The following is a 22,517-nucleotide window of genomic DNA, read 5'->3' as shown; positions in this document are numbered from 1 at the left end:
GCGGGTTTCGGCCCAAGTATTTAGCCTGATTACGCACAGTTGATTCTCAGATAAACGAATTAAGTTATTGATTTATTTTGTTTGTTATAAAGCAAACAAGGAAGTGAATGCGCATAGTCCGCGTCGCGCTACCGGTTCCGATACCGCAGGCTTTTGATTATACGAGTGAAGATGCATGCGAAACGGATGTTGGTCGATGCGTCAGGGTGCCGTTCGGACGAAGTGAAAAGAGCGGCGTCATCCTCGCGCTGCCGGACGTGGCCGATGTCGAGCTCGCCCGCCTCAAACCGGTCATCCATATCCAGCGGGAAGTCGATCCGCTGCCAGCCGACTGGCTGGCGCTGGTCGGCTTCGTTGCGCGCTACTACCACGCGCCACTTGGAGAGGTGATCGCGCTGGCGCTGCCGCCCGGCCTGCGGCGCGCCGATGGTGTCAGCAGCGACGATGTCGATCCGTTGCTCGAACTCGCCGAGGCCGGGCGCGAGGCCGTGGCCGCTGCGCGGCGCGACAGCCGGGCGCTTGCGCTGTTGCGCGAGCTGATCGAGGCCGGCGGGCCGCTGCGCCGCAGTGCGATGCGCGAACTGCCGTCGGGGGCCGCGGTCGGCGATGCCCTGCGACGCGGCTGGCTGCAGACGGCGTCTGCGGGGGCGCCCCATCAGGCGGCAGCGGCGCCGACCCTGACCGAGGAGCAAGCCGCCGCGATCGCCGCGGTCGAGGCTGCCGGCGCAGGTTTCCGTTGCTGGCTGCTGCAGGGCGTGACCGGCAGCGGCAAGACCGAGGTCTATCTACGCCTGGCGGAGCAGGCGCTGGCCGGTGGCCGGCAGGTTCTGATGCTGGTGCCGGAGATTGCGCTCACGCCCCAACTCGAGCGCCGGGTTGCGCAGCGCTTTCCCGCCGCCAACGTCGTCAGTCTGCATTCGGCGCTGGCCGAAGGCGCGCGTTCGCGCGGATTCGTGCAGGCACTGGAGGGGCAGGCGGATATCGTGCTGGGCACGCGGCTCGCGGTGTTCGCTCCACTGCCACGGCTCGGCCTGATCCTGGTCGATGAGGAACACGACGCTTCGTACAAGCAGCAGGAAGGCGTGCGCTATTCGGCGCGCGATGTTGCCGTGTGGCGCGCGCGTCAGCGCGACGTACCGGTGGTCCTCGGTTCGGCAACGCCCTCGCTGGAGACCTGGCAACACGCGCGCCAAGGGCGCTACACCAGCCTCAACCTGAGCAAGCGCGCGCTGGCGTCGACGCTGCCGCCGGTGCGCTACGTCGATACCCGCCGGCTGCGGCTGGACGAAGGACTGAGTCCGGCGCTGTGCAAGGCCGTCGAAGTCCGGTTGGCGCGCGGAGAACAGAGCCTGGTGTTCCTCAACCGCCGCGGCTATGCGCCGGTGCTGTCCTGTCCGTCCTGCGGTTGGGTGAGCCGTTGCCCGCATTGCTCGGCCAACCTGGTGGTGCATCTGGCCGACCGTCGCCTGCGTTGTCACCACTGCGGTTGCGAAGGCGCCATCCCGCCGGCTTGTCCGTCCTGCGGCGACCAGGACATCCAGCCTTATGGGCGCGGCACGCAGCGGGTCGAGGCGCGTCTGGCCGAGTTGTTTCCCGAGGCGCGCGTGCTGCGGGTCGATCGCGATGTCGCGCGGACCCGCGCGCAGTGGGAGGCGCTGTTGCAGACCATCGCCGATGGTGCGGCCGATATTCTCGTCGGCACCCAGATGATGGCGAAAGGGCACGACTTTCCGCGGCTCACGCTGGTCGGGGTGATCGGGGCCGACTCCTCGCTGCATGCGGCCGATTTTCGCGCGCCCGAACGCCTCTTCCAGCAGCTCATGCAGGTCGGCGGCCGGGCCGGCCGCGGCCATCTCGCCGGCGAAGTGCTGATCCAGACCGAATATCCGGGCCATGCGCTCTATCAGCACCTCGCCCGTCACGATTTCGATGCCTTTGCCGCGATGGCGTTGGAGGAGCGCCGTCAGGCCGGCTTTCCGCCATACAGTTATCAGGCGATGCTGCGCGCAGACGCGCCGGCGCTGGATGTAGCGGTCGACTTCCTGCGCCACGCGCGCCGTCTGGCCGAGGAGATGGCGCCGGAAGCGCTGCGGCTGTACGACCCGGTGCCGATGCGGCTGACCCGCCTGGCGCGGCGCGAGCGCGCGCAGTTGCTGGTCGAGGCGGACCAGCGTGGCGTGCTGCAGAACTTTCTGGCTGCGTGGATGACGGTGTTGCGGGGACAGCGCACCGCACGCGACCTGCGCTGGCAACTCGACGTCGATCCGCTGGATGTCTGAGCGACCGTTTCCGGCACGGCCGGTGGATCAGCGGTGGCGGTCGATCGCCTGAACCAAGGGCCGGAAAAAGAAAAAGCCCGGGTACTTGGGGCACCCGGGCCAAATCCACACCAAAGGAGGAGGGTGGAGGAGACGGTTCTAGAATAGCCCAGCGGATGCTGCGACGCAACAACATAAGCTTCAAAAATTTATATCCACTTATTAGTGAATCGAATTGAGACGACAGCCATACGGGGTTCTGCTCATGCGCGGACATGGCCTGTATGCTGATGCGGCGCAGCATTCCGCGTTGGAACGGGGGCTACTCGGCAGGCCGGTTCCGGGCCAGTTTGGCGGCGAGCGGGAAACAGGGCGGTAGAGCGGGGCTGCGGAACGGCAGGCAGGGGCGGTGCATTCCGGTCCGCAGTCGCTGCCCGGGACGGGGTGCGACTGCGGCGTACCGAAGGGCTCAGGCGGTCTTCAGCTGTGCGACAGCATCGCGGTACTGGTCGAGTGCTTCGTCGCGACTGCTGGCATCGATGCCGAGATCGTGCACCAGGCCGTCCTTGAGGCCGTAGCACCAGGCGTGGACATTCACCTTCTGGCCGCGTGCCCAGGCTTCGCGCAGGACCGAGGTCTGGCAGATGTTCACCACCTGCTGCATGGCATTGAATTCGCACAGGCGGTCTACCCGCTCCGACGGATCCGGGATCGCCGTCAGCAAGGCTTCGTGCCTGTCGCGCACGTCCTGGACATGACGCAGCCAATTGTCGATGAGGCCGAGACGGTTGTTGTTCAGCGCGGCCTTCACGCCGCCACAGCCGTAGTGGCCGACGACCAGAATGTGCTTTACCCGCAGTACGTCCACCGCGTACTGGATGACCGACAGTGCGTTGAGGTCGGTGTGCACCACCACGTTGGCGACGTTACGGTGAACGAAGACCTCGCCCGGTGCCAGCCCGATGATCTGGTTGGCCGGCACGCGGCTGTCGGAGCAGCCTATCCACAGGTATTCGGGCGTCTGCTGATTGGCCAGCCGGCTGAAGAACTCCGGGTCCTCGTTATGCATGCGCTCGGACCAGGCCTTGTTGTTGCTGAACAATTGATCGATATCTGGGGTCATTGGGGCTTCCTGGAAGACACTCGAATCTTGGGTCTTTCCATAATTATGAATAATAGCCGGGTTTCTGTCAGCCGCCACCTCGTCCGCAGGCGGCGGGGCGGCGGGCGGCAGCGCCGTCCGGGGCGTGCTGCGATTCGATTTGCGGGTGCCCTTCCTGCGCTGGCGCACCCCGCCTTCACCGTTGCGTGTGTCGTTCATCTTGCCGGATCCCAGATGCCCAGGGTCTCGAGCTGGCGGCTGGCCGCTTCCGCCCAGCCGCGGTTGGCGGCCGGACTGGCCGGGCTCGGGTGGAGGATGCGGCCCAGCCTGAGCGGCAGGCCGGTCAGCGCTTGGGCTGCGCGTTGTTCCGCCCAGGCGCCGATGCCTATCACCCACTCGGGCGCGAGCACTTCCGCCAGGGTGCGCAGATGGGCGTCGCAAGCCGCGAGCAGGGGGCGCTGTTCGGCCGCAGGCAGCTTGTCTGGCGTGAGATTGCGCCCATCCTCGAAGAAGGCGAGCGGGCAGTAGTTGGCGACGAAGTGGTCGGCGAAGAAGGCTTCGGGCGTGCCGAAACGGGCGCGGAACAGGCCCCACAGACGCTGGCCGCTGACTTCGGAGCGCTTGCAGGCAAAGCCCTCCACCGGTCGCTTCGGGTTGCTCAGCGCGGGTTGGCCGACAGGGCCTTCGAGGCCGAGCCAGTCGCGCGCGGTGCCGATCTCGCCGAACGGCACGCCGATCTGTGCCATGCCGAAGGGGCCGGGGTTCATGCCCAGGAAGACCACTCGCTTGTGTCCTTCGCCGTAACGCGCGAGGTAGTTGCGGTGTATGTCCCACGCGTAGCTGAGCGGATTGTAGACGTGGCTGACGGGGGCGCCGAAGCGCATCGCGTCTACCGCGTCGGAGAGTTGTCGAGCGGCGGCAATCAGGGCGTTGGCAGTCATGTGGCGTAGTCGTAGGGAGGATTCAGTCGTCCATTGCGGCGTCGACGCGCGGGCGGCCGAGCGCGCCGAGCGCGTCGCGCAACAGCCAGACCATGAGCACGCCCGGCACTGCGACGACGATGGAGAACAGGAAGAACGATGGCCAGCCTATGCTGGCCGAGAGCACGCCGGAGAGCGGACTCACGTAGATGCGGCCGACCGCGGCGAAGGCCGACAGCAGCGCGTAGTGGGTGGCGGTGAAATGCTGATTGCACAGGGCCATCAGCAGCGCGATGAAGGCCACCGTGCCCATGCCGCCGGAGATATTTTCGCCCGCGATCACCACGAGCAGTAGCCAGTCCAGTTGAGCCGGGCCGTCGAGGGCGACGATGCCCCAGTCGAAGGCGGGCATCTCCACCGCGCCCCAGGCGCCGCGGCCGAGTTCGGCCAGCAGATAGAAACCGAAGTTGGACACCAGCTGCAGGATGCCGAACAGCAGCAGCGAGCGGTACAGCGCCAGCCGCGTCATGATCAGGCCGCCGACGAAGGCGCCGAGGATGGTCAGCCAGATGCCTATCATCTTGTTGGCGATACCGACCTCTTCCTGGCTGAAGCCCATGCCCTTGATCAGGAAAGGTGTGGTGAGGCTGCCGGCGAAGGCATCGCCCAGCTTGTAGAGGATGATGAGCGCGAGGAAGGCGGCCGCGCCCTGCTGCGCGAAGTAGCTCGACAGCGAGCGGTTAAGCGTCTCGAAGCCGGCCCGGCGCGCCGCCCAGTAGGCCAGCGGCAGCGCCACCGCGATCTCGGCGAGCACGAACAGCAGCTGTATCCAGCGGTTGGCGTCGTCGGGATCGAGGCCGAGCAGGATCAGCGCCTGGTGCGCGGCGAGGTAGCCGACGCCCAGCCCGGCCAGCATCGCGACGAAGCCGACGAGTTCGCGCACCGGGTCGGATTCGAGCGGACGCAGGTGGGTCGCGACCCGCGGCAGCGCGAACATCGAGATCACGCAGCAGGCGAGCATGATCGCCGACATGGTCTCGTACACGCGTGGCCAGGACTGCCATTGGCCGGCCCAGATCAGGGCGATGCCGCCGGACAGGATCATCGCCAACCGGTAGGCAAACACGTGTACCGAGGCGCCCAGGCCGCGTTCGTCCTCTGGCAGCAGGTCGGTGCGATAGGCATCGACGACGACATCCTGTGACGCCGACAGGAAGGCCACCAGCAAGGCGGCGATGGCGAAGAGTTCAGGCGTGCCGCTGGGCGAAAGCCTGCCCATCCACCACAGCAGGCCGGCCAGCGCGAGCTGGGTCAGCACCAGCCAGCCGCGGCGACGGCCGAGCAGCGGCGGCTCGAAGCGATCCATCAACGGCGCCCACAGGAACTTGAACGTGTAGGGCACGCCGACCAGACCGAAGAAGCCGATGGTGGCGATGTCCACGCCATCCACCGTCAGCCAGGCCTGCATCGCCTGGCCGGTAAGCGCGAGGGGCAGGCCGGAGGCGAAGCCGAGCACCAGGATGGCGAACAGGCGCCAGCCGCGCCGGAGCGCGTGTGCCGTCATCGGCGCACCTCCGGCACTGGCGCCGGCGTGGCCGGGAGCGGAAGGCGATGCTTGGTGTGGAGCGGGCGTGGCGTTGCGGCTTGCGCCGGAGGCGATGCCGGCGCGGCAAGGGGACGGAGCACTGGCGGGTTCCGGGGCAAAGTTCGGCGGATTATCCCAGATTGGCCGCGGCGCCGGCAGCCACGTGCCAGCGGCGGGCCACGCCGGGGCGGGGGAGGTCACATTTCGATACGTTTCTTGCGCGCCGGCGTTGCCACACCAACAATGTGCGGCACACAATGAATCCAGACCAAAGGAGGAGACTCGCCATGTCCCAAGTCGTGATCGTGGCCTTTGGCCCTGAGCGTGAGTTCGAACTGACGGTGTCCGACAGCGAGACTGCAGGGCTGAAGAAGGACGAGGCCCGCGCCTGGCTGGCCAAGGAGTTCGAGGCGCTGGAATGCACGCCGTCGAACCCCATGGGCAAGGTGCTGGTGCTGGACATGATCCTCAACGTCGCCAAGTATGGCGGCGAGGCCCGCTTTGCCGAGAACGGCCCCTGGGCGCAGCGTTTCGCCGCGGTCACGGCGGCTGCCCTCGAACGCCCGGTGGTCCGCGTCGATATTCCCAGCTTCACTGTCGGCTGAGTCGCTCGCCGGGCGCGACCCTCACTGCGCCGTGCAGGCAGTCGAGCAGCGCGCTCAGCGTCGCGGCATTCGCGTTCCGGATGTCGATCAGGCGCGCGCGGGGAGCGGCCGCGCCACGGTTGGGGGAGTCAGGCGCCAGCGCCTGCCACAGGCCGGTCAGTGCATCCGCGAGGACGGTCCGATCGGTGCTGGCGTCGATCAGGAACACCACCCGTTGCAGCGCTACCGCGTCCAGCAGGTGGCGCAGTTCGTAGAGGCAACCGTGGTTGCCGGTCGAGAAGCTGCGCAGGTCCATCAGCACCACGTCGGCCAGTGCGGCCAGCCGGCGCATCGCCTGCTGCCAGGTGTCCGCATGGCAGAACAGCTCATTGACGCGGTAGCGTCCGTCCGGGTCGGGGCCGAGGTCGCGGCTGGAGATGCGGCGCTCGAGGTCGCTGTCGCCGCCGACGAACTGGCGTGACAGCCGGCCGCTGACGAAATCCAGGAATTCATGCGGTTCCACCGTGCTGGTGGCGAGATCGGGGCCGGCGATCAGGCTGATGTCGCCGAGCCGCAACCAGTACTTGCCGAGTGCGTCGAACAGGCGCTCGCTGCGCGCACCGAGTGCGAACACCCGCAGAAGCAGCAGGGATGGCGCGTGTTCGCTAGCGACCACCGGCCGCGCCAGCACCCACGTCAGCCGTCTGGTCAGCAGGTAGGCGATGAAGGCGACCAGGCCGGTCAGTACCCACAGCCAGCCCTCGAAGGCGAGCGTGATCGACTGCACCACGCCGAACAGCAACCACATCGCATCCAGCGTCAAGGCCTGGTCGCTGCTGCGCCGGGCACGGTGGCGGCGCCCCAGCCACAGCAGCAATTGCCAGCCGACGATGGCGGCGAGTACCGCGCCGACCAGCATCGTGAGGCCAAAAAGGCCACGGCTGCCCAGGCCGAACGGCGCGCCCAGCGCAATTACCGTGCGCATCGCCGCATCGTTCGATCCCAGCAGGCTTACCGCCAACTGGCTGCCGGTGACCGCCACTACCATGAAGCAGAGCACCAGCGGGCCGACCGCGCGTACCCGGCGATGCAGGAAGGCGAGCAGCAGCACGGTAGCGGGTGCGTTGGTGAGCAGCCAGAAGGTGGCGAGCTGGCCGAAGTCGAGGCCGGCGTTGCGCAGCAGGCCGTGGATGGCGACGGCCAGCACGATGGCGAAATAGCCGAGTGCCACCAGCAGGCGCTGGCGCAGGTCGACCGCTGCCACCAGGCCCACTGCCAGGGCGATGGGCCACGCGTAACAGGACATCAGCCACAGAAAGCGCGACAGCACGAAACCGCCGTCGCGGGTGAAGTACTGCCAGGCGCCGAACATCACCAGTGCGTAGGCAAGGCCACCTGCGACATAACCGAGGACGGCGCCGAGCATGGCGTGGCGCACGGCCCGGCGCACCGGGGAGGGCGCCAACCGGGCGGGATCGAGATAGTCCAGCGCCAGCGGCCGGGGCGGTGGTTCGCCGGCGATGACGATCTCCGGCGGTGGGGCGGCGCCGGCGCTGGCCGCCATCGACGTCAGTACTGCACGGCGATAACGCGCCAGCAGCAGGAAGGACACCGGCGCCGTCAGTGCCGCACTCAGCAGCACCAGGAAGGGCAGCATGCCGGTGGTGATCAGCGTGACCTGCGACGTCGCGTTCATGTGCCGTTCTCGGCTGCGCGGGGTAATTCAGTATAGGGGGAGCCACGGATGCTCACCGCATGATAAATCCGGTGCCGTCGCCTATAGTGGGTTGAGCCGCCGGCTTCGGCGCAGACGGCATAACCAGCGGGGGAGACGATCATGACGGTGCTGAAACGCGGCATGAGCGGCGCGGCGGTCAAGCGCCTGCAGAAGACCTTGAAGGAGAAGGGCTTCGATCCCGGCAAGATGGACGGCGATTTCGGCGGCGGCACCGAGGCCGCCTTGATGGCCTTCCAGCTCAGCGAAGGCTTGCTGGCCGACGGCATCGCCGGTCCGCGCTCGCTGACCGCGCTCGGGCTGGAGAAGAAGGAAGACGTTTGGCCCGACGTGATGCCCGGGGTGAGAGTGCAGGCGGTGTCGGGCATGTTCCCGGCCACCCCCATCGGCAACATCCGCGAGAACCTGCCGCCGGTGTGCGCCGCGCTCAGCGAGCGCGGCCTGACCGACCAGCCCATGGTGCTGATGGCGCTGGCGACGATACGGGCCGAGACCGAGAGCTTCGAGCCGGTGGCCGAGGGCCGCTCGCGCTTCAATACCTCGCCGCGCGGCCATCCCTTCGATCTCTACGACAACCGGCGCGACCTCGGTAACCAGGGCACGCCGGACGGCGAGCGTTTCCGCGGCCGTGGCTACGTCCAGCTCACCGGCCGCTTCAACTACCAGCGCTACGGCGAGCTGCTCGGCCTGGGCAAGCGCCTGATCGACGAGCCGGAACTCGCCTCCGACGCGGCGATCGCCGGCCGGTTGCTGGCGGCCTTCCTGAAGGACAAGGAGATCGCTATCAAGCAGGCCCTGCTGGCCGACGACCTGCGCCACGCGCGCCGGCTGGTCAACGGCGGCAGCCACGGCCTGGACCGCTTCACCGATGCCTTCCGCCGCGGCCAGCGGCTGATCCCGGCAGGCTGAAGGCGCGGTCTGGCCGCGGCCCGACGATCAGTCGCGGCCCAGCCGGTATACCGCCACGCTGGCGAGGAAGTTGGGCTCTTCCACCACGATCTTGCCCTCGTCGAAGGCCAGCCGCTCGCGCACCGCGATGCCGTTCAGCTCGCACAGCGCGTCGAAGTCGGCGATGGTGAAGAAGCGCACGTTGGGAGTGTTGAACCACTGGTGCGGCAGGCTTTCCGACACCGGCATGCGGCCGTTGAGGATGCTTTGGCGGTGGCGCCAGTAGCCGAAGTTGGGAAAGCTCACCACCGCTTCGCGGCCGACGCGCAGCATCTCGGCGAGGATGCCCTGGGTGTTGTGCATCGCCTGCAGCGACAGGCTCATGATGACGTGGTCGAAGAAGCCGTCCTCGAAGCCGGACAAGCCGTTTTCCATATCGACCTGGATCGCGTTCACCCCGTTCTTCACGCAGGCGATCAGCTTGTCGGGATCGTTCTCGACGCCGTAGCCCTGCACCTGACGTACCGCGATCAGGTGCTTGAGCAGGCTGCCGTCGCCGCAGCCGAGGTCCAGCACCTTCTCGCCGGGGGCGATCCACTGCGCAATCACGTCGTAGTCGTAGCGATAGGCCGCCATCTCACACCTCGATGCGGTCGAACCAGGCGCTGAGCAGCGCGTGGTATTGCGGGTCGTCGAGCAGGAAGGAGTCGTGCCCGGCCGGGCAGTCGATCTCCGCGTAGCTGACGTTGCGGCGGTTGTGCAGCAGGGCGTAAACGATCTCGTGCGAGCGCGCCGGCGAGAAGCGCCAGTCGGTGGTGAAGGACACCACCAGGAAGTCGGCGCTGGCGCGGGCGAGGGCGGCGTTGAGGTTGCCGCCATGTTCGAAGGCCGGGTCGAAGTAGTCCAGCGTCTTGGTCGTCAGCAGGTAGGTGTTGGCGTCGAAGTAGCCGGCGAACTTGTCGCCCTGGTAGCGCAGGTAGGACTCGATCTCGAATTCGACGTCGTAGCTGTATACCGCCTTGCCGTGGCGCAGGCTGCGGCCGAATTTCTCGCCCATCGAATCGTCGGACAGGTAGGTGATGTGGCCAATCATGCGTGCCAGTTTCAGGCCGCGGGCCGGCACCACGCCGTGCTCGTAGTAGTGGCCGCCGTGGAATTCGGGATCGGTGAGGATGGCCTGGCGGGCGACCTCGTTGAAGGCGATGTTCTGCGCGGTGAGCTTGGGCGCCGAGGCGATCACCGCGGCGTGGCCGACGCGCTCCGGATACTGCAGTGCCCACGACAGCGCCTGCATGCCGCCCAGGCTGCCGCCGACAATGGCGGCGAAGCGGGCGATGCCGAGGCGGTCGGCCAGCCGCGCCTGCGCATCCACCCAGTCTTCCACCGTGACGAAGGGGAAGTCGGCGCCCCAGGGCTTGCCGGTGGCAGGATTGATCGAACCTGGCCCGGTGCTGCCGTAGCAGCCGCCGAGGTTGTTCACCCCGATGACGAAGAACTTGCGCGTGTCGAGCGGCTTGCCGGGGCCAATCAGGTTGTCCCACCAGCCGACGTTGCGCGTGTCGTCCGCATACACGCCGGCGACGTGGTGCGAGCCGGACAGGGCGTGGCAGACCAGCACCGCGTTGCTGCGCGCGGCGTTGAGTTCGCCATAGGTTTCATAGACCAGGTCGTAGTCGGCGAGCGTGCCGCCGCTGCGCAGCGCCAGCGGCTCGGCGAAGTGCGCCGTCTGTGGCGTCACGATCCCGACGGATTGGGGTTCGGTCATGATCTTTGCGTGAAAAACAAAAAACCCAGCCGGCTGGAAAACGCGGACTGGGTCGCCCTCGCTTTAGCCGGATTTATTGAGCGCCCGCAAGCTGTGGTTCAAATCGGCGCTAGGTGGCCGAAAAGTAGCGCTGCGCCGGGCAAAAGTCAAACGTGCGGCGCGGCGCTGCAGCCCCGTCCGGCGCGCCCTGTTCCGGGGCGGGGGGCGCGGATTTTCCCCGCGGTGGTGCATGGCCACGCCGCCGCCTGTCTTCCGATATGCAACAAATGCGCGCCAATCAAGGGGAACGGGCTCAGGAAGTGCCGTGGCTTGGATATTGCTTCTTGTATTCCATCTTGAATCCAAGAAGAGGGCGACGATGCCAGCCATGCCGCAAGTACTCACCGTCGAGGGTTTGCTGGAGGCCTATCGCAGCGGTGTGCAGCGACCGGAGCAGGTGGTCGAGGCAGTATTGGCGCGCATCGCTGCCGCGGTCGATCCGGCAATGTGGATCTGCACTGCACCGGCCGAGCGCCTGCGGGCCCGCGCGGCCGAGCTGGCGGCAGCACTGCGCGACGGACCGGATCGTGCGCTGGAACGCTTCCCCCTGCTCGGCGTGCCCTTCGCGGTCAAGGACAACATCGACGTCGCCGGTCTGCCGACGACCGCGGCCTGCCCCGCCTTCAGCTACATGCCGCGCCGTTCGGCGGCGGCGGTAGAAAGCCTGGAGGCGGCCGGCGCGCTGATGGTGGGCAAGACCAACCTCGACCAGTTCGCCACCGGTCTGGTCGGTACCCGCTCGCCCTATGGCGAGGTCAGCAATCCCTTCGACGCGCGCTACATCTCGGGCGGTTCCAGCTCCGGTTCGGCCGCGGTCACCGCGCGCGGCCTGGTCGCCTTTGCGCTCGGCACCGACACCGCCGGCTCCGGCCGCATCCCGGCCGGCTGCTGCAATCTGGTCGGACTCAAGCCCACGCCCGGCCTGGTGAGCAACGAGGGTGTGTTTCCGGCGTGCCGTTCGCTCGATTGCGTGTCGGTGTTCGCCCACACCGTGGCCGACGCCTGGCGGGTGCTGGGCCGCTTTGCCTACGGTGCGCAGCCGGTGCTGCCGCTCGGCCCCGACCACCAGCCGCTGGTGGTGGGCGTGCCGATCGAGCTGAAGAAGGAGCTCGATGCGGCGGCCTGGCAAGCGTTCTCGCTCGCGCTTTCGCGCCTCGGCGAACGCGCCGGAATACGCGTCGAGATGATAGACATGACGCCCTTCCACGAGGTCTCGGCCCTGCTTTACGAGGGGCCGTGGGTGGCCGAACGGCGGGTGGCGCTCGGCAGCTTCCTCGACGAACATCGCGCCAGCATGGATCGCCATGTAGCCGCGATCATCGGCCGCGCCGACTGCTTCTCGGCCGCCGATGCCTTCCGCGGCCAGTACCGCCTGGCCGAACTGCAGGCGCAGTGTCAGGCACAGTTCGACAAGATCGACCTGCTGCTGGTACCGACCATGCCGGCCTTCTACACCCGCGAGCAGATCGCGCGCAGCCCGATCGAGTGCAACACCCATCTCGGTCGCTACACCAACTTCGTCAATCTGCTGCGTCTGTGCGCGCTGGCCGTGCCCGGGCCGTTCCGCGGCGACGGCCTGCCGGCCGGGGTGACCCTGATCGGCCCGAGCGGCGCCGACCACCGCCTGGCCGAGCTGGCGCGCCGGTGGGAGCCCCTGCTGCACACCCGGCTCGGCACCGGCACGCTCGAACCGCCCCGCCGCACGACGCCCTTGCCGCCGCTGCCCGGCAGCGAACCGACCGTGCGGCTGGTGGTCGTCGGCGCCCACCTGAGCGGATTGCCGCTCAACTGGCAGCTCGTCGAACGTAATGCCCGCCTGCTGGAAACCACCCGCACGGCGCCGGAATACCGCTTGTTCGCGCTGCCGGGCACGACGCCGCCCAAGCCCGGCCTCGTCCGCGTGGCGTCGGGCGGCGCGGCCATCGAAGTAGAGGTATGGGAATTGCCTGCCCGTCACTTCGGCAGTTTCGTTGCGCTGATCCCGGCGCCATTGGCCATCGGCACCGTGGTGCTGGAGGGCGGGCGCGAGCTCAAGGGTTTCATCTGCGAAGGCCTCGCGGCGAGCAGTGCGCAGGACATCAGCGCCAGCGGTGGCTGGCGCAACTACCTGCGGACACAGGCGCTGGCCTGATCAGCCGGCGGCGGACGCAGTCCCCACCGATTTCTCACCAAACAGAGAGGGAGCAAGGAAATGAGCCAGTCCAGACAGACCACCCGTCGCGATGTCCTCCGCGTGCTCGGCGCCGGTGCCGCAGCCGGGATCGCCCACAGTCTGCCCTTCGGCATCGGCAGCGCGCAGGCGGCCGACAAGCTTGTGGTCGGCGTGATCTACGTCGGCCCGCGCGACGACTTCGGCTACAACCAGGCGCAGGCCCAGGCTGCGGCGGTCATCAAGAAGCTGCCCGGCGTGAAGGTGATAGAGGAAGAAAAGGTGCCGGAGACGGTCGCGGTGCAGAAGACGATGGAGGCGATGATCGTGCAGGATGGCGCCACGCTGATCTTCGCAACTTCCTTCGGCTACTTCGATCCGCACGTGTTGAAGATGGCGGAGAAATACCCCAAGGTGCGCTTCGCCCACTGCGGCGGGTTGTGGACCGCCGGCAAGCACCCGGCCAACGTCGGCAGCTTCTTCGGTTACATCGACGAATGCCAGTACCTTGACGGTATCGCCGCCGCTTCGGCGAGCAAGACCGGCAAGCTCGGCTTCATCGCCGCCAAGCCCATTCCGCAGGTGCTGCGCAATATCAACGCCTTCCTGCTGGGGGCGCGCTCCGTCAATCCGACGGCCACCTTGCGGGTGGTGTTCACCGGCGACTGGTCGCTGCCGGTGAAGGAGGCGGAAGCCGCGAACAGCCTGATCGACCAGGGTGTCGACGTGCTCAGCTGTCATGTGGACAGCCCCAAGGTGATCGTCGAGACCGCCGAACGGCGTGGCGCGTTCAGCTGCGGCTACCACGCCAGCCAGGCCGCGCTGGCGCCCAGGGGCTACCTGACCGGTGCAGAGTGGGACTGGCAGACACCCTACACCCAGCTGGTCAAGGCTGCGGTCGAGGGCAAACCCATGGTGAATTTCCTGCGCGGCGGCCTCAAGGACGGCTTCGTCAAGCTGTCGCCCTTCGGTCCGGCGGTGCCGGCGGCAGCGCGGGCGCAGGCGGATGGCGTCAAGGCGGCGATGCTCAAGGGCGACTTCGTGATCTTCAAGGGCCCGCTGCTCGACAACTCCGGCAAGACGGTGCTGGCCGCGGGCAAGGCGCTGGGTCAGCAGGATCCGTTGCTGGAGAGCATGAACTACCTGGTCGACGGCGTGATCGGCCAGGTCTGAGCGCCGGATACGACCATGCATGCCGTTCGCGCCTTCTTCATGCCGGTGGCCCCGGTCACCGCGGCGATCGCTTTCGCCGCGGCGATGTTCGCGCTTTTCCTCGCGTTGCAGGGCTATCCGGCGCTGGCGGCGCTCGGCCTGGTGGTGGAGGGCGCCTACGGTTCCGTCTTCGCCTGGCAGAACACGCTGTCGCGCGCAGCGCCGCTGATGCTCACCGCGCTGTGCGTGGCGCTGCCGGCGCGGGCCGGGCTGGTGATCATCGGCGGCGAGGGCGCCTTCGCGGTCGGCGCGCTGGCCGCGGCGGTGGTGCCGCCGGCCCTGTCCGGCCTGCCGGCGCCGGCGGTGCAGCTGGCGATGGCGCTGGCGGCCTGCGCCGTCGGCGGCGGCTGGATCGCGCTGTCGGCCTGGCTGCGTCACGCGCGCGGCATCAACGAGACGATCTCCAGCCTGCTGCTGGCCTACATCGCCATCGCCGTCTTCAATTTCCTGGTCGAAGGCGCGCTGCGCGATCCGGCCAGCCTCAACAAACCTTCCACCCTGCCGCTGGCCGACAGCCTGATGCTGGGCGCGCTGCCCGGCCTGGATGTGCATTGGGGTCTGGCCTGGGGGGTGCTCTGCTGCGTGCTGGCCTGGTGTCTCACCCGGCGCACGGTGTTCGGCTTCGCCGTCGGCGTGGTCGGCGGCAACCCGCGCGCGGCGGCCATGGCCGGCCTGCCGGTCGGCCGGCTGATCCTCGCCGCCTGCCTGCTTGGCGGCGGCGCGGCCGGGCTGGCCGGCATGCTGGAGGTGGCGGCGGTGCATGGCAGCGCCAATGCGGCGGTGCTGGCCGGCTACGGCTACGCCGGCATCCTGGTGTCCTTCGCCGCCCGCCACAACCCGCTGGGCATCGTCGCCTGTGCGCTGCTGGTGGGCGGCATCGGCGCTTCCGGCAGCCTGCTGCAGCGCCGCATCGACCTGCCCGACGCCGCCACCCTGGTGCTGCAGGGCGCGCTCTTCGTCGCGCTGCTGGCCTTCGAAACCCTCAATCGCAAAGGAGGCCGCCGTGTCTGAAGCCGGTGACGGTCTTGCGCTGGGCAGCCTGCTGCTGGCCTTGCTGGGTGGCGCGCTGCGGGTCAGCACGCCCTTCCTCTTCGTCAGCCTGGGCGAATGCATCACCGAGAAATCGGGGCGCATCAACCTCGGCCTGGAAGGGATCCTGGTGCTGGGCGCGATGTGCGGCTACGGCGCCTCGCTGCTGAGCGGTTCGCCCTGGCTGGGCGTGCTGGCGGCCGGCCTGTCCGGCCTGTTGATGGGCCTGCTGCACGGCCTGCTGTGTTCGCTGCGCAAGGTGAACGACATCGCCGTCGGCATTGCGCTGATGCTGTTCGGCACCGGGCTGGCCTTCTTCCTCGGCAAGCCGCTGATCCAGCCGCAGGCTCCGATGCTGCCGGCGCTGGAGCTGGGTGCCTGGAGCGACAACGCCCAGGTGCAGTCGGCGCTGCGCATCAACGTGCTGCTGCCGCTCGGCCTGGCGCTGGCGCTGGCCTTGCGCTGGGGCTTTTCCAACAGCCGCTGGGGGCTGGCGCTGCGCCTGGTGGGCGACAACGCCGCGGCGGCGCGGGCGCTCGGTTACGCGGTGGTGCCGATGCGCGTGGGCGCGACGGCCATCGGCGGTTTTCTGGCCGGCATCGGCGGCGCCTTCCTGTCGCTGCACTACCCCGGCAGCTGGAACGAGGGCCTGTCCAGCGGCCAGGGCCTGATGGCCGTGGCGCTGGTGATCTTCGCGCGCTGGGATCCGCTGCGCTGCGCGCTCGCCGCGCTGCTGTTCGGCGCCGCCGGCGCGCTCGGCCCGGCCCTGCAGTCGCAGGGCGTGACCGCCGGCTACTACCTCTTCAACGCCGCCCCCTACGTGCTGACCCTGGCGCTGATGGCGGCGAGCTGGGCGCCTGGCCGCAGTCTGGCCGGCGCGCCCGGCGAATTGTCCCTGACCCAACGCTGACCCGCCGGAGCGCAGAACATGACCGCCTTTCACCTCGACGCCGATCCCTATCCCTGGCCCTGGAACGGCGACCTCACGCCGGCCAACACCGCGCTCGTCATCATCGACATGCAGACCGACTTCTGCGGCGTCGGCGGCTATGTGGACAAGATGGGCTACGACCTGTCGCTCACCCGTGCGCCGATCGAGCCCATCGGCCGGGTGCTGGCGACGATGCGGCGCAAGGGTTTCTTCATCATCCACACCCGCGAGGGTCACCGCCCCGATCTCGCCGACCTGCCAGCCAACAAGCGCTGGCGCTCGCAGCGCATCGGCGCCGGCATCGGCGACCCCGGCCCCTGCGGCCGCATCCTGGTGCGCGGCGAGCCGGGCTGGGAAATCATCCCCGAGCTGGCGCCGCTGGCGGGCGAGGTCGTCATCGACAAACCGGGCAAGGGCTCCTTCTACGCCACCGACCTGGAACTGGTCCTGCGCACCCGCGGCATCCGCAACATCGTGCTGACCGGCATCACCACCGACGTCTGCGTGCACACCACCATGCGCGACGCCAACGACATGGGCTTCGAATGCCTGCTGCTGGAAGACTGCTGCGGCGCTACCGATCACGGCAACCATCTCGCCGCGATCAAGATGATCAAGATGCAGGGCGGCGTGTTCGGCGCGGTAGCCGATTCGTCCACCCTGCTGGCCGCGCTGGACTGAGGCCATGAACCTGCTCGAACCGCCGGCCCTGCAGACGGTCGCCCTGGAGCGCGGGGCGGCGGTCGAGGCCTACCGCGTGACCAAGCGCTTCGGCGAACTCACCGCGCTCGATACCGTGTCGATGAAGGTGGAGGCGGGCAGCTTCCACTGCCTGCTCGGCGAGAACGGCGCCGGCAAGAGCACCCTGGTGAAGTGCCTGGTGGGCTACCACCCGCCGGAAGAGGGCAGCTTCCTGGTGGACGGCCGCGAGCAGGCCATCCGCAGCCCGCGCGATGCCCAGCGCCTGCGCATCGGCATGGTGTACCAGCATTTCACGCTGGCGCCCGGCATGAGCGTGGCCGAGAACCTGCTGCTGGCGCGCGGCGATCTGCCGCTGCGCATCGACTGGCGCAAGGAGCGCGCGGCGCTGGCGGCCTTCCTCGACGGCACGCCCTTCCGCCTCGATCTCGATGCGCGGGTCGCCGACCTTGCCGCCGGCGAAAAGCAGAAGCTGGAGATCCTCAAGCAGCTCTATCTCGGCCAGCGCCTGCTCATCCTCGACGAGCCCACCTCGGTACTGACGCCGGGCGAGGCCGACGAGGTGCTCGGCATGCTGCACGGCATGACGCGCGAAGGCCGGCTGACGGTGATGATGATCACCCACAAGTTCCGCGAGGTCGCCGCCTACGGCGACGCGGTCACCATCCTGCGCCGCGGCAAGCTTGCCGGCAGCGGCAAGGTGGGCGAACTCGGCACTGCCGAGATGGCGGAGATGATGGTCGGCAGCAGCGTGTCGGTGACGGTGAGGCCGCGGCGCAGCGCCGGCCAGGTCCATGCGCCGGGGGAGGAGCGCCTGCGCATCGAAGGCCTGTGCGCCGACAACGACCGCGGCACGCCTGCGGTGCAGGGCCTGGACCTGTCGGTGCGGGCGGGCGAGATCGTCGGTATCGCCGGGGTGGCCGGCAATGGCCAGAAGGAGATGATGGAAGTGCTGCTCGGCCAGCGCCGCCCCCGCGCCGGCCGCATTCGCGTAGGCGGCGAGGACTACCGCGCGACGCGGCCCGAGATGCGCCGCCACGGCGTCTACAGCCTGCCCGAGGAACCGCTGCGCAATGCCTGCGTGCCGGCGATGAGCGTGGCCGAGAACATGGCGCTGCGCGACTTCGACCTCGCACCGTATGCCGGCGGCTGGCTGTCGTTGCGTTTCCTGAAGAAGGGGGTGCTCGACCAGCGGGCGCGCAGGCTGATCGAAGCCTTCGGCGTGCGACCGCCGACGCCGGCTGCCGCCATCGAAAACTTGTCCGGCGGCAACGTGCAGCGCGCGGTGCTGGCGCGCGAGTTGTCGCAGCCGGTGCGCCTGCTGCTGGTGGCCAACCCGGTGTTCGGTCTCGACTTCCTCGCCACGGAGGCCATCCACCAGCGTCTGGCGCAGGCGCGCGACGAGGGCGCCGCCATCCTGCTGGTGAGCGAGGACCTCGACGAACTGCTCGAACTGGCTGACCGCATCCTGGTGATGTCGGGCGGCCGCATCGCCTATGAGGCCGCTGCCGGCGAGGCCGATCTTGGCCTCATCGGCCAGCACATGGCCGGCTTCGACCATTGAGGACATCCATGATCCGCGTACCCGCCCAACCCGGCGATTTCGTCTTCGATCCCGCTACCACCGCACTCGTCGTCATCGACATGCAGCGCGACTTCATCGAGCCCGGCGGCTTCGGCGAAAGCCTGGGCAACGACGTCTCGCGCCTGGCCGCCATCGTGCCGACGGTGGCGGCGCTGCTCGACCTGTGCCGCGCCCGCAGCATCGCCGTGATCCACACCCGCGAGGCGCACCGGCCCGATCTGTCCGACTGCCCGCCGGCCAAGCGCGCGCGCGGCACGGCCAGCCTGCGCATCGGCGATTGCGGGCCGATGGGGCGCATTCTCGTCGCCGGCGAGGCGGGCAACGACATCCTGGCGGCGGTGGCGCCGCGTCCCGGCGAGATCGTCATCGACAAGCCGGGCAAGGGCGCGTTCTACGCCACCGGGCTGGGCGAGATCCTGCGCCTGAGGGGCATCACCCACCTGATCTTCGCCGGCGTCACTACCGAGGTCTGCGTGCAGACCACGATGCGCGAGGCCAACGACCGCGGCTACGATTGCCTGCTGGTGGAGGACGCGACCGAAAGCTACTTCCCCGAATTCAAGGCCGCCACGCTCGCGATGATCCGTGCCCAGGGCGCCATCGTCGGCTGGACGGCGCCCCTGGCCGTGTTGCAGGCAGCGCTGGCGGGAGGCGGCAACAAGGTCACCGTCGGGACCACTGCCGGCGGCGCCGCGATCAACCTGCCGCACGTGGTCGCCGAACTGACCGCGGTGTTCGAGCGCTACGAGGCGGCGCTGATCCGCAACGACGTCGCCGTGCTCGACGAGCTGTTCTGGAACAGCCCGCTCACGGTGCGCTACGGCATCGGCGAAAACCTCTACGGCGCCGACGCCATCCGCGCGTATCGTGCCGCCTTCGTACCGCCGGCCAACATGCCGCGCAGCCTGCGCAAGCGGGTCATCACCACCTATGGCGAGGATTTCGCCACCGCCGACGTCGAGTTCCTGCGCGACGGCGATCCGGTCGGCCGCCAGAGCCAGACCTGGGTGCGCTTCGCCCGAGGCTGGCGGGTGGTGTCGGCGCATGTGAGCATGCTGGGCTGAACGGGCCCGCGGCGACCCGTTCGCGCGTCGCCACCAAAGGTTTTTGCAACGAGAAAGGGGAAGCAACATGAAAGGGAAGGCCTTGAAGCACGCCGCGCTGTGCGCCGCCATCGCCGCCATCGCCACGCCGGCAGCGGCGGCGGAGTGGAGCGACACCTCGATCGGCTGGCGCTACGGCGAAACCTTCGCCGAGCCGTACAACGACGAGGACATCAGCAAGCACATCCTCAACTTCACCCATGCCAGCGGCTACAAGTACGGCACCAACTTCCTCAACGTGGATTTCCTGTTCTCCGACAGCAAGGATTCCCCGACTACCAACGGCGTGCCCAACCGCGACGAGAGCGCACAGGAAGTCTATGTGCTCTACCGCCACACCCTGGACCTGGGCAAGATCACCGGCAGCAGCGCGTTCGCCTACGGCCCGGTGCGCGGCACCGGCGTCACGCTGGGTTTCGACTTCAATACCAAGTCGGGCGACGGCTACGAGTCGAAAAAGCGGATGTGGGTGTTCGGCCCGACCTTCATGCTGGACGTGCCCGGCTTCCTCAACGTCAGCCTGCTGATGCTGTGGGAAAGCAATGCGCCCAAGGGCCATCCCGACCGTTACCACTACGACCCGCATCCCATGCTCAACCTGGCCTGGGGCATTCCGTTCAGCATCGGTCCGGTGCCGCTGTCCTTCGAGGGCTTCGCCAACTTCATCGCCTACAAGGGCAAGGACGAGTTCGGCGGCAACACCAAGCCCGAGACCAACATCGACATGCAGGTCATGTACGACCTCAGCCATGCCGTCGGCGGTCCCAAGAACACCTTCAAGGTCGGCCTGGAATACCAGTACTGGCGCAACAAGTTCGGCAACGACCACACCGGTCCGGCCGGTGACGGCGCTTTTGCCAAGACGCCGATGATCCGCGCGGAATACCACTTCTGATGCGGCGTTGCCGGCGGCGCGGGCCACCGGACAGCAAAAAAGGCGCGGGGGACCGCGCCTTTTTCGTACAAGGCCGCCGCCGGACGGCGTTTCAGCGCTTGTTGCGCGCCATGTGCAGCATGTGCAGGGTGATGCCGCGCACTTCCGTCTTGCTGGCTTCGATGTGGCTGCGCAGCAGCTTGCCGGCGCCGACGGCGTCGCGCGCCTGCAGCAGGCGCAGGATGCGGGCGTGTTCGTCGTAGGTGGCCTGGATGCGTTCGCCCTTGGTGAAATCCAGCCGGCGGATGATGCGGATCTTTTCCGACACGTCGCGGTGCACCCGCGCCATTTCCGCATTGCCGGTGGCGATCACCAGTTCCTGGTGGAAGGCTTCGTCGTTCTCGGCCACGGTGCGCGCGTCGGTCAGGCGTTGTTCCGGCGGCACCAGCCAGATCGCAGCGAGCGCGGACAGGTCCGGCGCATCGGCGGCGCTGCAGATCTGCTCCACCGCCGCGAGTTCGAGCACGACGCGCAGGTCGTAGAGCTGCTCGAAGCGGTCGAAGTCGAAGGGCGACAGCGTCCAGCCGTTGCGGAAGGCCACCTTGAGGTAACCCTCCTGCTCGAGCCGGGACAGGGCCTGACGCACCGGCGTGCGACTGACCTGCAGGCTGTCGGCAAGCTCCGTCTCGGTCAGGCGGTCGCCCGGTAACAGGCGGAAATCGAAGATGTCCTGCTTGAGCCGCTCGTAGACGGTCTCGGACAGGCGGGCATGGGATTTGGACTGGGCCATATCGGTTCGCAGCGTTTACTCGGGCCTCATCGCTGGCGGTTTCGGGAATTGACCGGCGGTGCCGTGGTGTGTCCGCAGTCGATGTCTTTGTCATCGTTGTCCGCGCCGGTCGGCGTTTGCGGCCTGCGCGGAGGACGGCACACATTCCGTGAAAATGGCCGCCGGGAAGCGTGTCGGCGCAATCGCCGCCATACGCCGCCGAGCGATGTGGATGGCGGATAGCCTAGCGTAAACGCGCTGGCGAAGGGCCGCCGTAACATCGGTGCCGGCGACGCGGTTCGCACAGGCCGGTCGGGGCGATCGCCTTCCCCGGGCGGTGCGCCTGCCGTGTGCCCGCCTGCCGCCGGCAAGGGCGGTCAGCGCGATTCGGCAGCTATCGGAGCGGCGGCGACGCGCCCGTCGGCGGCTTGTGGCGAAGCCATGCCGCCGGCCAGCGGTGCACAGGCCTGTTTGAGCGCCGGACCATGCGGACAGATGGCCGTCTCGGCAGCGGCGACCGTCGCCACTTTCACGCAACGCAGATCGCCCTTGATGTTCGGTTGCAGCTTGCATTCGGCCGCGGCGGTGGCGGCGAAGGTGGCCGCGGTGCAGCTCAGCAGGGCGGTCAGGGTCAGGCGATAGGCAAGGTTCTGTACGTTCATGGCGATTCCTTCGTGAAAAGTCGTGGTTTGTCGCGTGAGGCGGGGCGGACGGGATGGTGTGGGTGGCGGCGTGCGCTGCCGCGGCGGTGGGCGAGCCGATCGATAGGACCTCCGGGGTGGTGGATACGGAGTTGGCGCCTCGGCGTGCCGGGCACTGCCTGGAATCTAGCTTATGGATACAATAAAGTATACAAACTTGTATCCAAAAAAGATCGGGACAAGGAAATACACCCCGCATGGAGGCCTCGGGGGGGCGGCAAGCTCATGTGCATGGCGGGCTTGAGGCAGGTGTCGACAACTGTCGGGCGGACGCTGCGGCGGTGCGCCGGTGGCGGCGATGGGGCGTGATAAGATTTCCGCCCTGATTCGCACCGGTTTCCCCGCATGATTCGCGTCATCCTCAATGGCCAGCCCGCCGAGATCGAGGCCGGCCTCACCGTCGCAGGCCTGCTCGAACAGCGCCAGCTCGCCGGCAAGCGTCTCGCCGTGGAGCGCAACGGCGACATCGTGCCGCGTGCGCGCCACGGCGAGACGCAGCTGGTCGACGGCGACCGGCTCGAGATCGTCGTCGCGGTCGGTGGCGGTTGAGCGCCACGCTGCGCACCACCGCCTTTATCCCACCCTAGCT

20 protein-coding genes are annotated in these 22,517 nt (G+C 68.1%); 12 read left to right on the top strand and 8 right to left on the bottom strand.

Annotated features, from left to right (window positions below; translation table 11 throughout):
• Positions 1 to 107 precede the first annotated feature (107 nt).
• Entirely contained in the window at positions 108 to 2,279 is a 2,172-nt protein-coding gene (locus CJ010_RS24995) for a primosomal protein N' (RefSeq protein WP_141020501.1), read from the top strand.
• Positions 2,280 to 2,727: 448 nt separating this feature from the next.
• Here the strand turns inward: CJ010_RS24995 and can are convergent, their stop codons facing one another.
• From can to CJ010_RS24980, 3 genes are all read right to left on the bottom strand, one after another.
• Positions 2,728 to 3,381 carry a carbonate dehydratase gene (gene can, locus CJ010_RS24990; RefSeq protein WP_141020500.1) on the bottom strand — a complete coding sequence of 218 codons (654 nt, stop codon included), beginning with the start codon at positions 3,379 to 3,381 and terminating at the stop codon, positions 2,728 to 2,730.
• A 194-nt stretch (positions 3,382 to 3,575) separates the two neighbouring features.
• On the bottom strand, positions 3,576 to 4,301 hold the full coding sequence (locus CJ010_RS24985) for a single-strand selective monofunctional uracil-DNA glycosylase (protein ID WP_141020499.1): 726 nt from the start codon (positions 4,299 to 4,301) through the stop codon (positions 3,576 to 3,578).
• Positions 4,302 to 4,323: 22 nt separating this feature from the next.
• Complete coding sequence (locus CJ010_RS24980; RefSeq protein WP_141020498.1) at positions 4,324 to 5,844, bottom strand: MFS transporter; 1,521 nt, start codon at positions 5,842 to 5,844, stop codon at positions 4,324 to 4,326.
• 308 nt (positions 5,845 to 6,152) lie between these two features.
• On the opposite strand from CJ010_RS24980, the gene CJ010_RS24970 reads away from it, so the two are divergent.
• Entirely contained in the window at positions 6,153 to 6,470 is a 318-nt protein-coding gene (locus tag CJ010_RS24970) for a hypothetical protein (RefSeq protein ID WP_141020496.1), read from the top strand.
• Here CJ010_RS24970 and CJ010_RS24965 read toward each other — a convergent pair.
• The gene (locus tag CJ010_RS24965; protein ID WP_141020495.1) at positions 6,457 to 8,145 is read right to left on the bottom strand and encodes a hypothetical protein; all 1,689 of its coding nucleotides are present in this window, start codon (positions 8,143 to 8,145) and stop codon (positions 6,457 to 6,459) included. The two genes, CJ010_RS24970 and CJ010_RS24965, sit on opposite strands and share 14 nt — an antisense overlap.
• A gap of 141 nt (positions 8,146 to 8,286) precedes the next feature.
• On the opposite strand from CJ010_RS24965, the gene CJ010_RS24960 reads away from it, so the two are divergent.
• Complete coding sequence (locus tag CJ010_RS24960) at positions 8,287 to 9,093, top strand: peptidoglycan-binding protein (protein WP_141020494.1); 807 nt, start codon at positions 8,287 to 8,289, stop codon at positions 9,091 to 9,093.
• A gap of 27 nt (positions 9,094 to 9,120) precedes the next feature.
• Here CJ010_RS24960 and metW read toward each other — a convergent pair whose 3' ends face one another.
• Together metW and CJ010_RS24950 are read right to left on the bottom strand one after the other, a co-directional pair.
• A complete protein-coding gene (gene metW / locus CJ010_RS24955) occupies positions 9,121 to 9,708 on the bottom strand; it encodes a methionine biosynthesis protein MetW (RefSeq protein ID WP_141020493.1) in 588 nt (195 codons plus the stop codon).
• 1 nt (position 9,709) lies between these two features.
• Positions 9,710 to 10,837, bottom strand: coding sequence for a homoserine O-acetyltransferase (locus tag CJ010_RS24950; protein ID WP_141020492.1), 1,128 nt, complete (start codon positions 10,835 to 10,837; stop codon positions 9,710 to 9,712).
• A gap of 367 nt (positions 10,838 to 11,204) precedes the next feature.
• Between CJ010_RS24950 and atzF the strand changes: the two genes are divergently transcribed.
• The 8 genes from atzF (at position 11,205) to CJ010_RS24910 (ending at position 20,479) form a co-directional block, all read left to right on the top strand.
• The gene (gene atzF, locus CJ010_RS24945; protein ID WP_205754855.1) at positions 11,205 to 13,007 is read left to right on the top strand and encodes an allophanate hydrolase; all 1,803 of its coding nucleotides are present in this window, start codon (positions 11,205 to 11,207) and stop codon (positions 13,005 to 13,007) included.
• 60 nt (positions 13,008 to 13,067) lie between these two features.
• On the top strand, positions 13,068 to 14,198 hold the full coding sequence (locus tag CJ010_RS24940) for a BMP family ABC transporter substrate-binding protein (protein ID WP_141020490.1): 1,131 nt from the start codon (positions 13,068 to 13,070) through the stop codon (positions 14,196 to 14,198).
• A 15-nt stretch (positions 14,199 to 14,213) separates the two neighbouring features.
• Complete coding sequence (locus CJ010_RS24935; protein WP_141020489.1) at positions 14,214 to 15,248, top strand: ABC transporter permease; 1,035 nt, start codon at positions 14,214 to 14,216, stop codon at positions 15,246 to 15,248.
• Complete coding sequence (locus tag CJ010_RS24930) at positions 15,241 to 16,176, top strand: ABC transporter permease (protein ID WP_205754854.1); 936 nt, start codon at positions 15,241 to 15,243, stop codon at positions 16,174 to 16,176. Before CJ010_RS24935 ends, CJ010_RS24930 begins: the two co-directional genes overlap by 8 nt.
• 18 nt (positions 16,177 to 16,194) lie before the next feature.
• Positions 16,195 to 16,878, top strand: coding sequence for a cysteine hydrolase family protein (locus CJ010_RS24925; RefSeq protein WP_141020488.1), 684 nt, complete (start codon positions 16,195 to 16,197; stop codon positions 16,876 to 16,878).
• Between the two features lie 4 nt (positions 16,879 to 16,882).
• A complete protein-coding gene (locus CJ010_RS24920) occupies positions 16,883 to 18,460 on the top strand; it encodes an ABC transporter ATP-binding protein (protein ID WP_141020487.1) in 1,578 nt (525 codons plus the stop codon).
• Positions 18,461 to 18,468: 8 nt separating this feature from the next.
• Positions 18,469 to 19,545, top strand: a complete 1,077-nt coding sequence (hpxZ, locus tag CJ010_RS25315) for an oxalurate catabolism protein HpxZ (RefSeq protein WP_141020486.1) — start codon at positions 18,469 to 18,471, stop codon at positions 19,543 to 19,545.
• Between the two features lie 67 nt (positions 19,546 to 19,612).
• Positions 19,613 to 20,479 (top strand): outer envelope protein, encoded by an 867-nt coding sequence (locus tag CJ010_RS24910; protein ID WP_141020485.1) that lies wholly within the window; start codon positions 19,613 to 19,615, stop codon positions 20,477 to 20,479.
• A gap of 91 nt (positions 20,480 to 20,570) precedes the next feature.
• On the opposite strand, the gene CJ010_RS24905 is transcribed toward CJ010_RS24910, so the two are convergent.
• Positions 20,571 to 21,248, bottom strand: a complete 678-nt coding sequence (locus tag CJ010_RS24905) for a GntR family transcriptional regulator (RefSeq protein ID WP_141020484.1) — start codon at positions 21,246 to 21,248, stop codon at positions 20,571 to 20,573.
• 356 nt (positions 21,249 to 21,604) lie between these two features.
• Positions 21,605 to 21,889 (bottom strand): hypothetical protein, encoded by a 285-nt coding sequence (locus CJ010_RS24900; protein ID WP_141020483.1) that lies wholly within the window; start codon positions 21,887 to 21,889, stop codon positions 21,605 to 21,607.
• A gap of 384 nt (positions 21,890 to 22,273) precedes the next feature.
• Here CJ010_RS24900 and thiS point away from each other — a divergent pair, with 384 nt between their 5' ends.
• On the top strand, positions 22,274 to 22,477 hold the full coding sequence (gene thiS, locus CJ010_RS24895; RefSeq protein ID WP_141020482.1) for a sulfur carrier protein ThiS: 204 nt from the start codon (positions 22,274 to 22,276) through the stop codon (positions 22,475 to 22,477).
• The last annotated feature ends 40 nt before the right edge of the window (positions 22,478 to 22,517 follow it).

This window comes from Azoarcus sp. DD4, assembly GCF_006496635.1.
Lineage (GTDB): Bacteria > Pseudomonadota > Gammaproteobacteria > Burkholderiales > Rhodocyclaceae > Azoarcus.
Note: the sequence above shows the minus strand (reverse complement) of the source record. Positions and strands in the feature narration are given on the sequence as shown.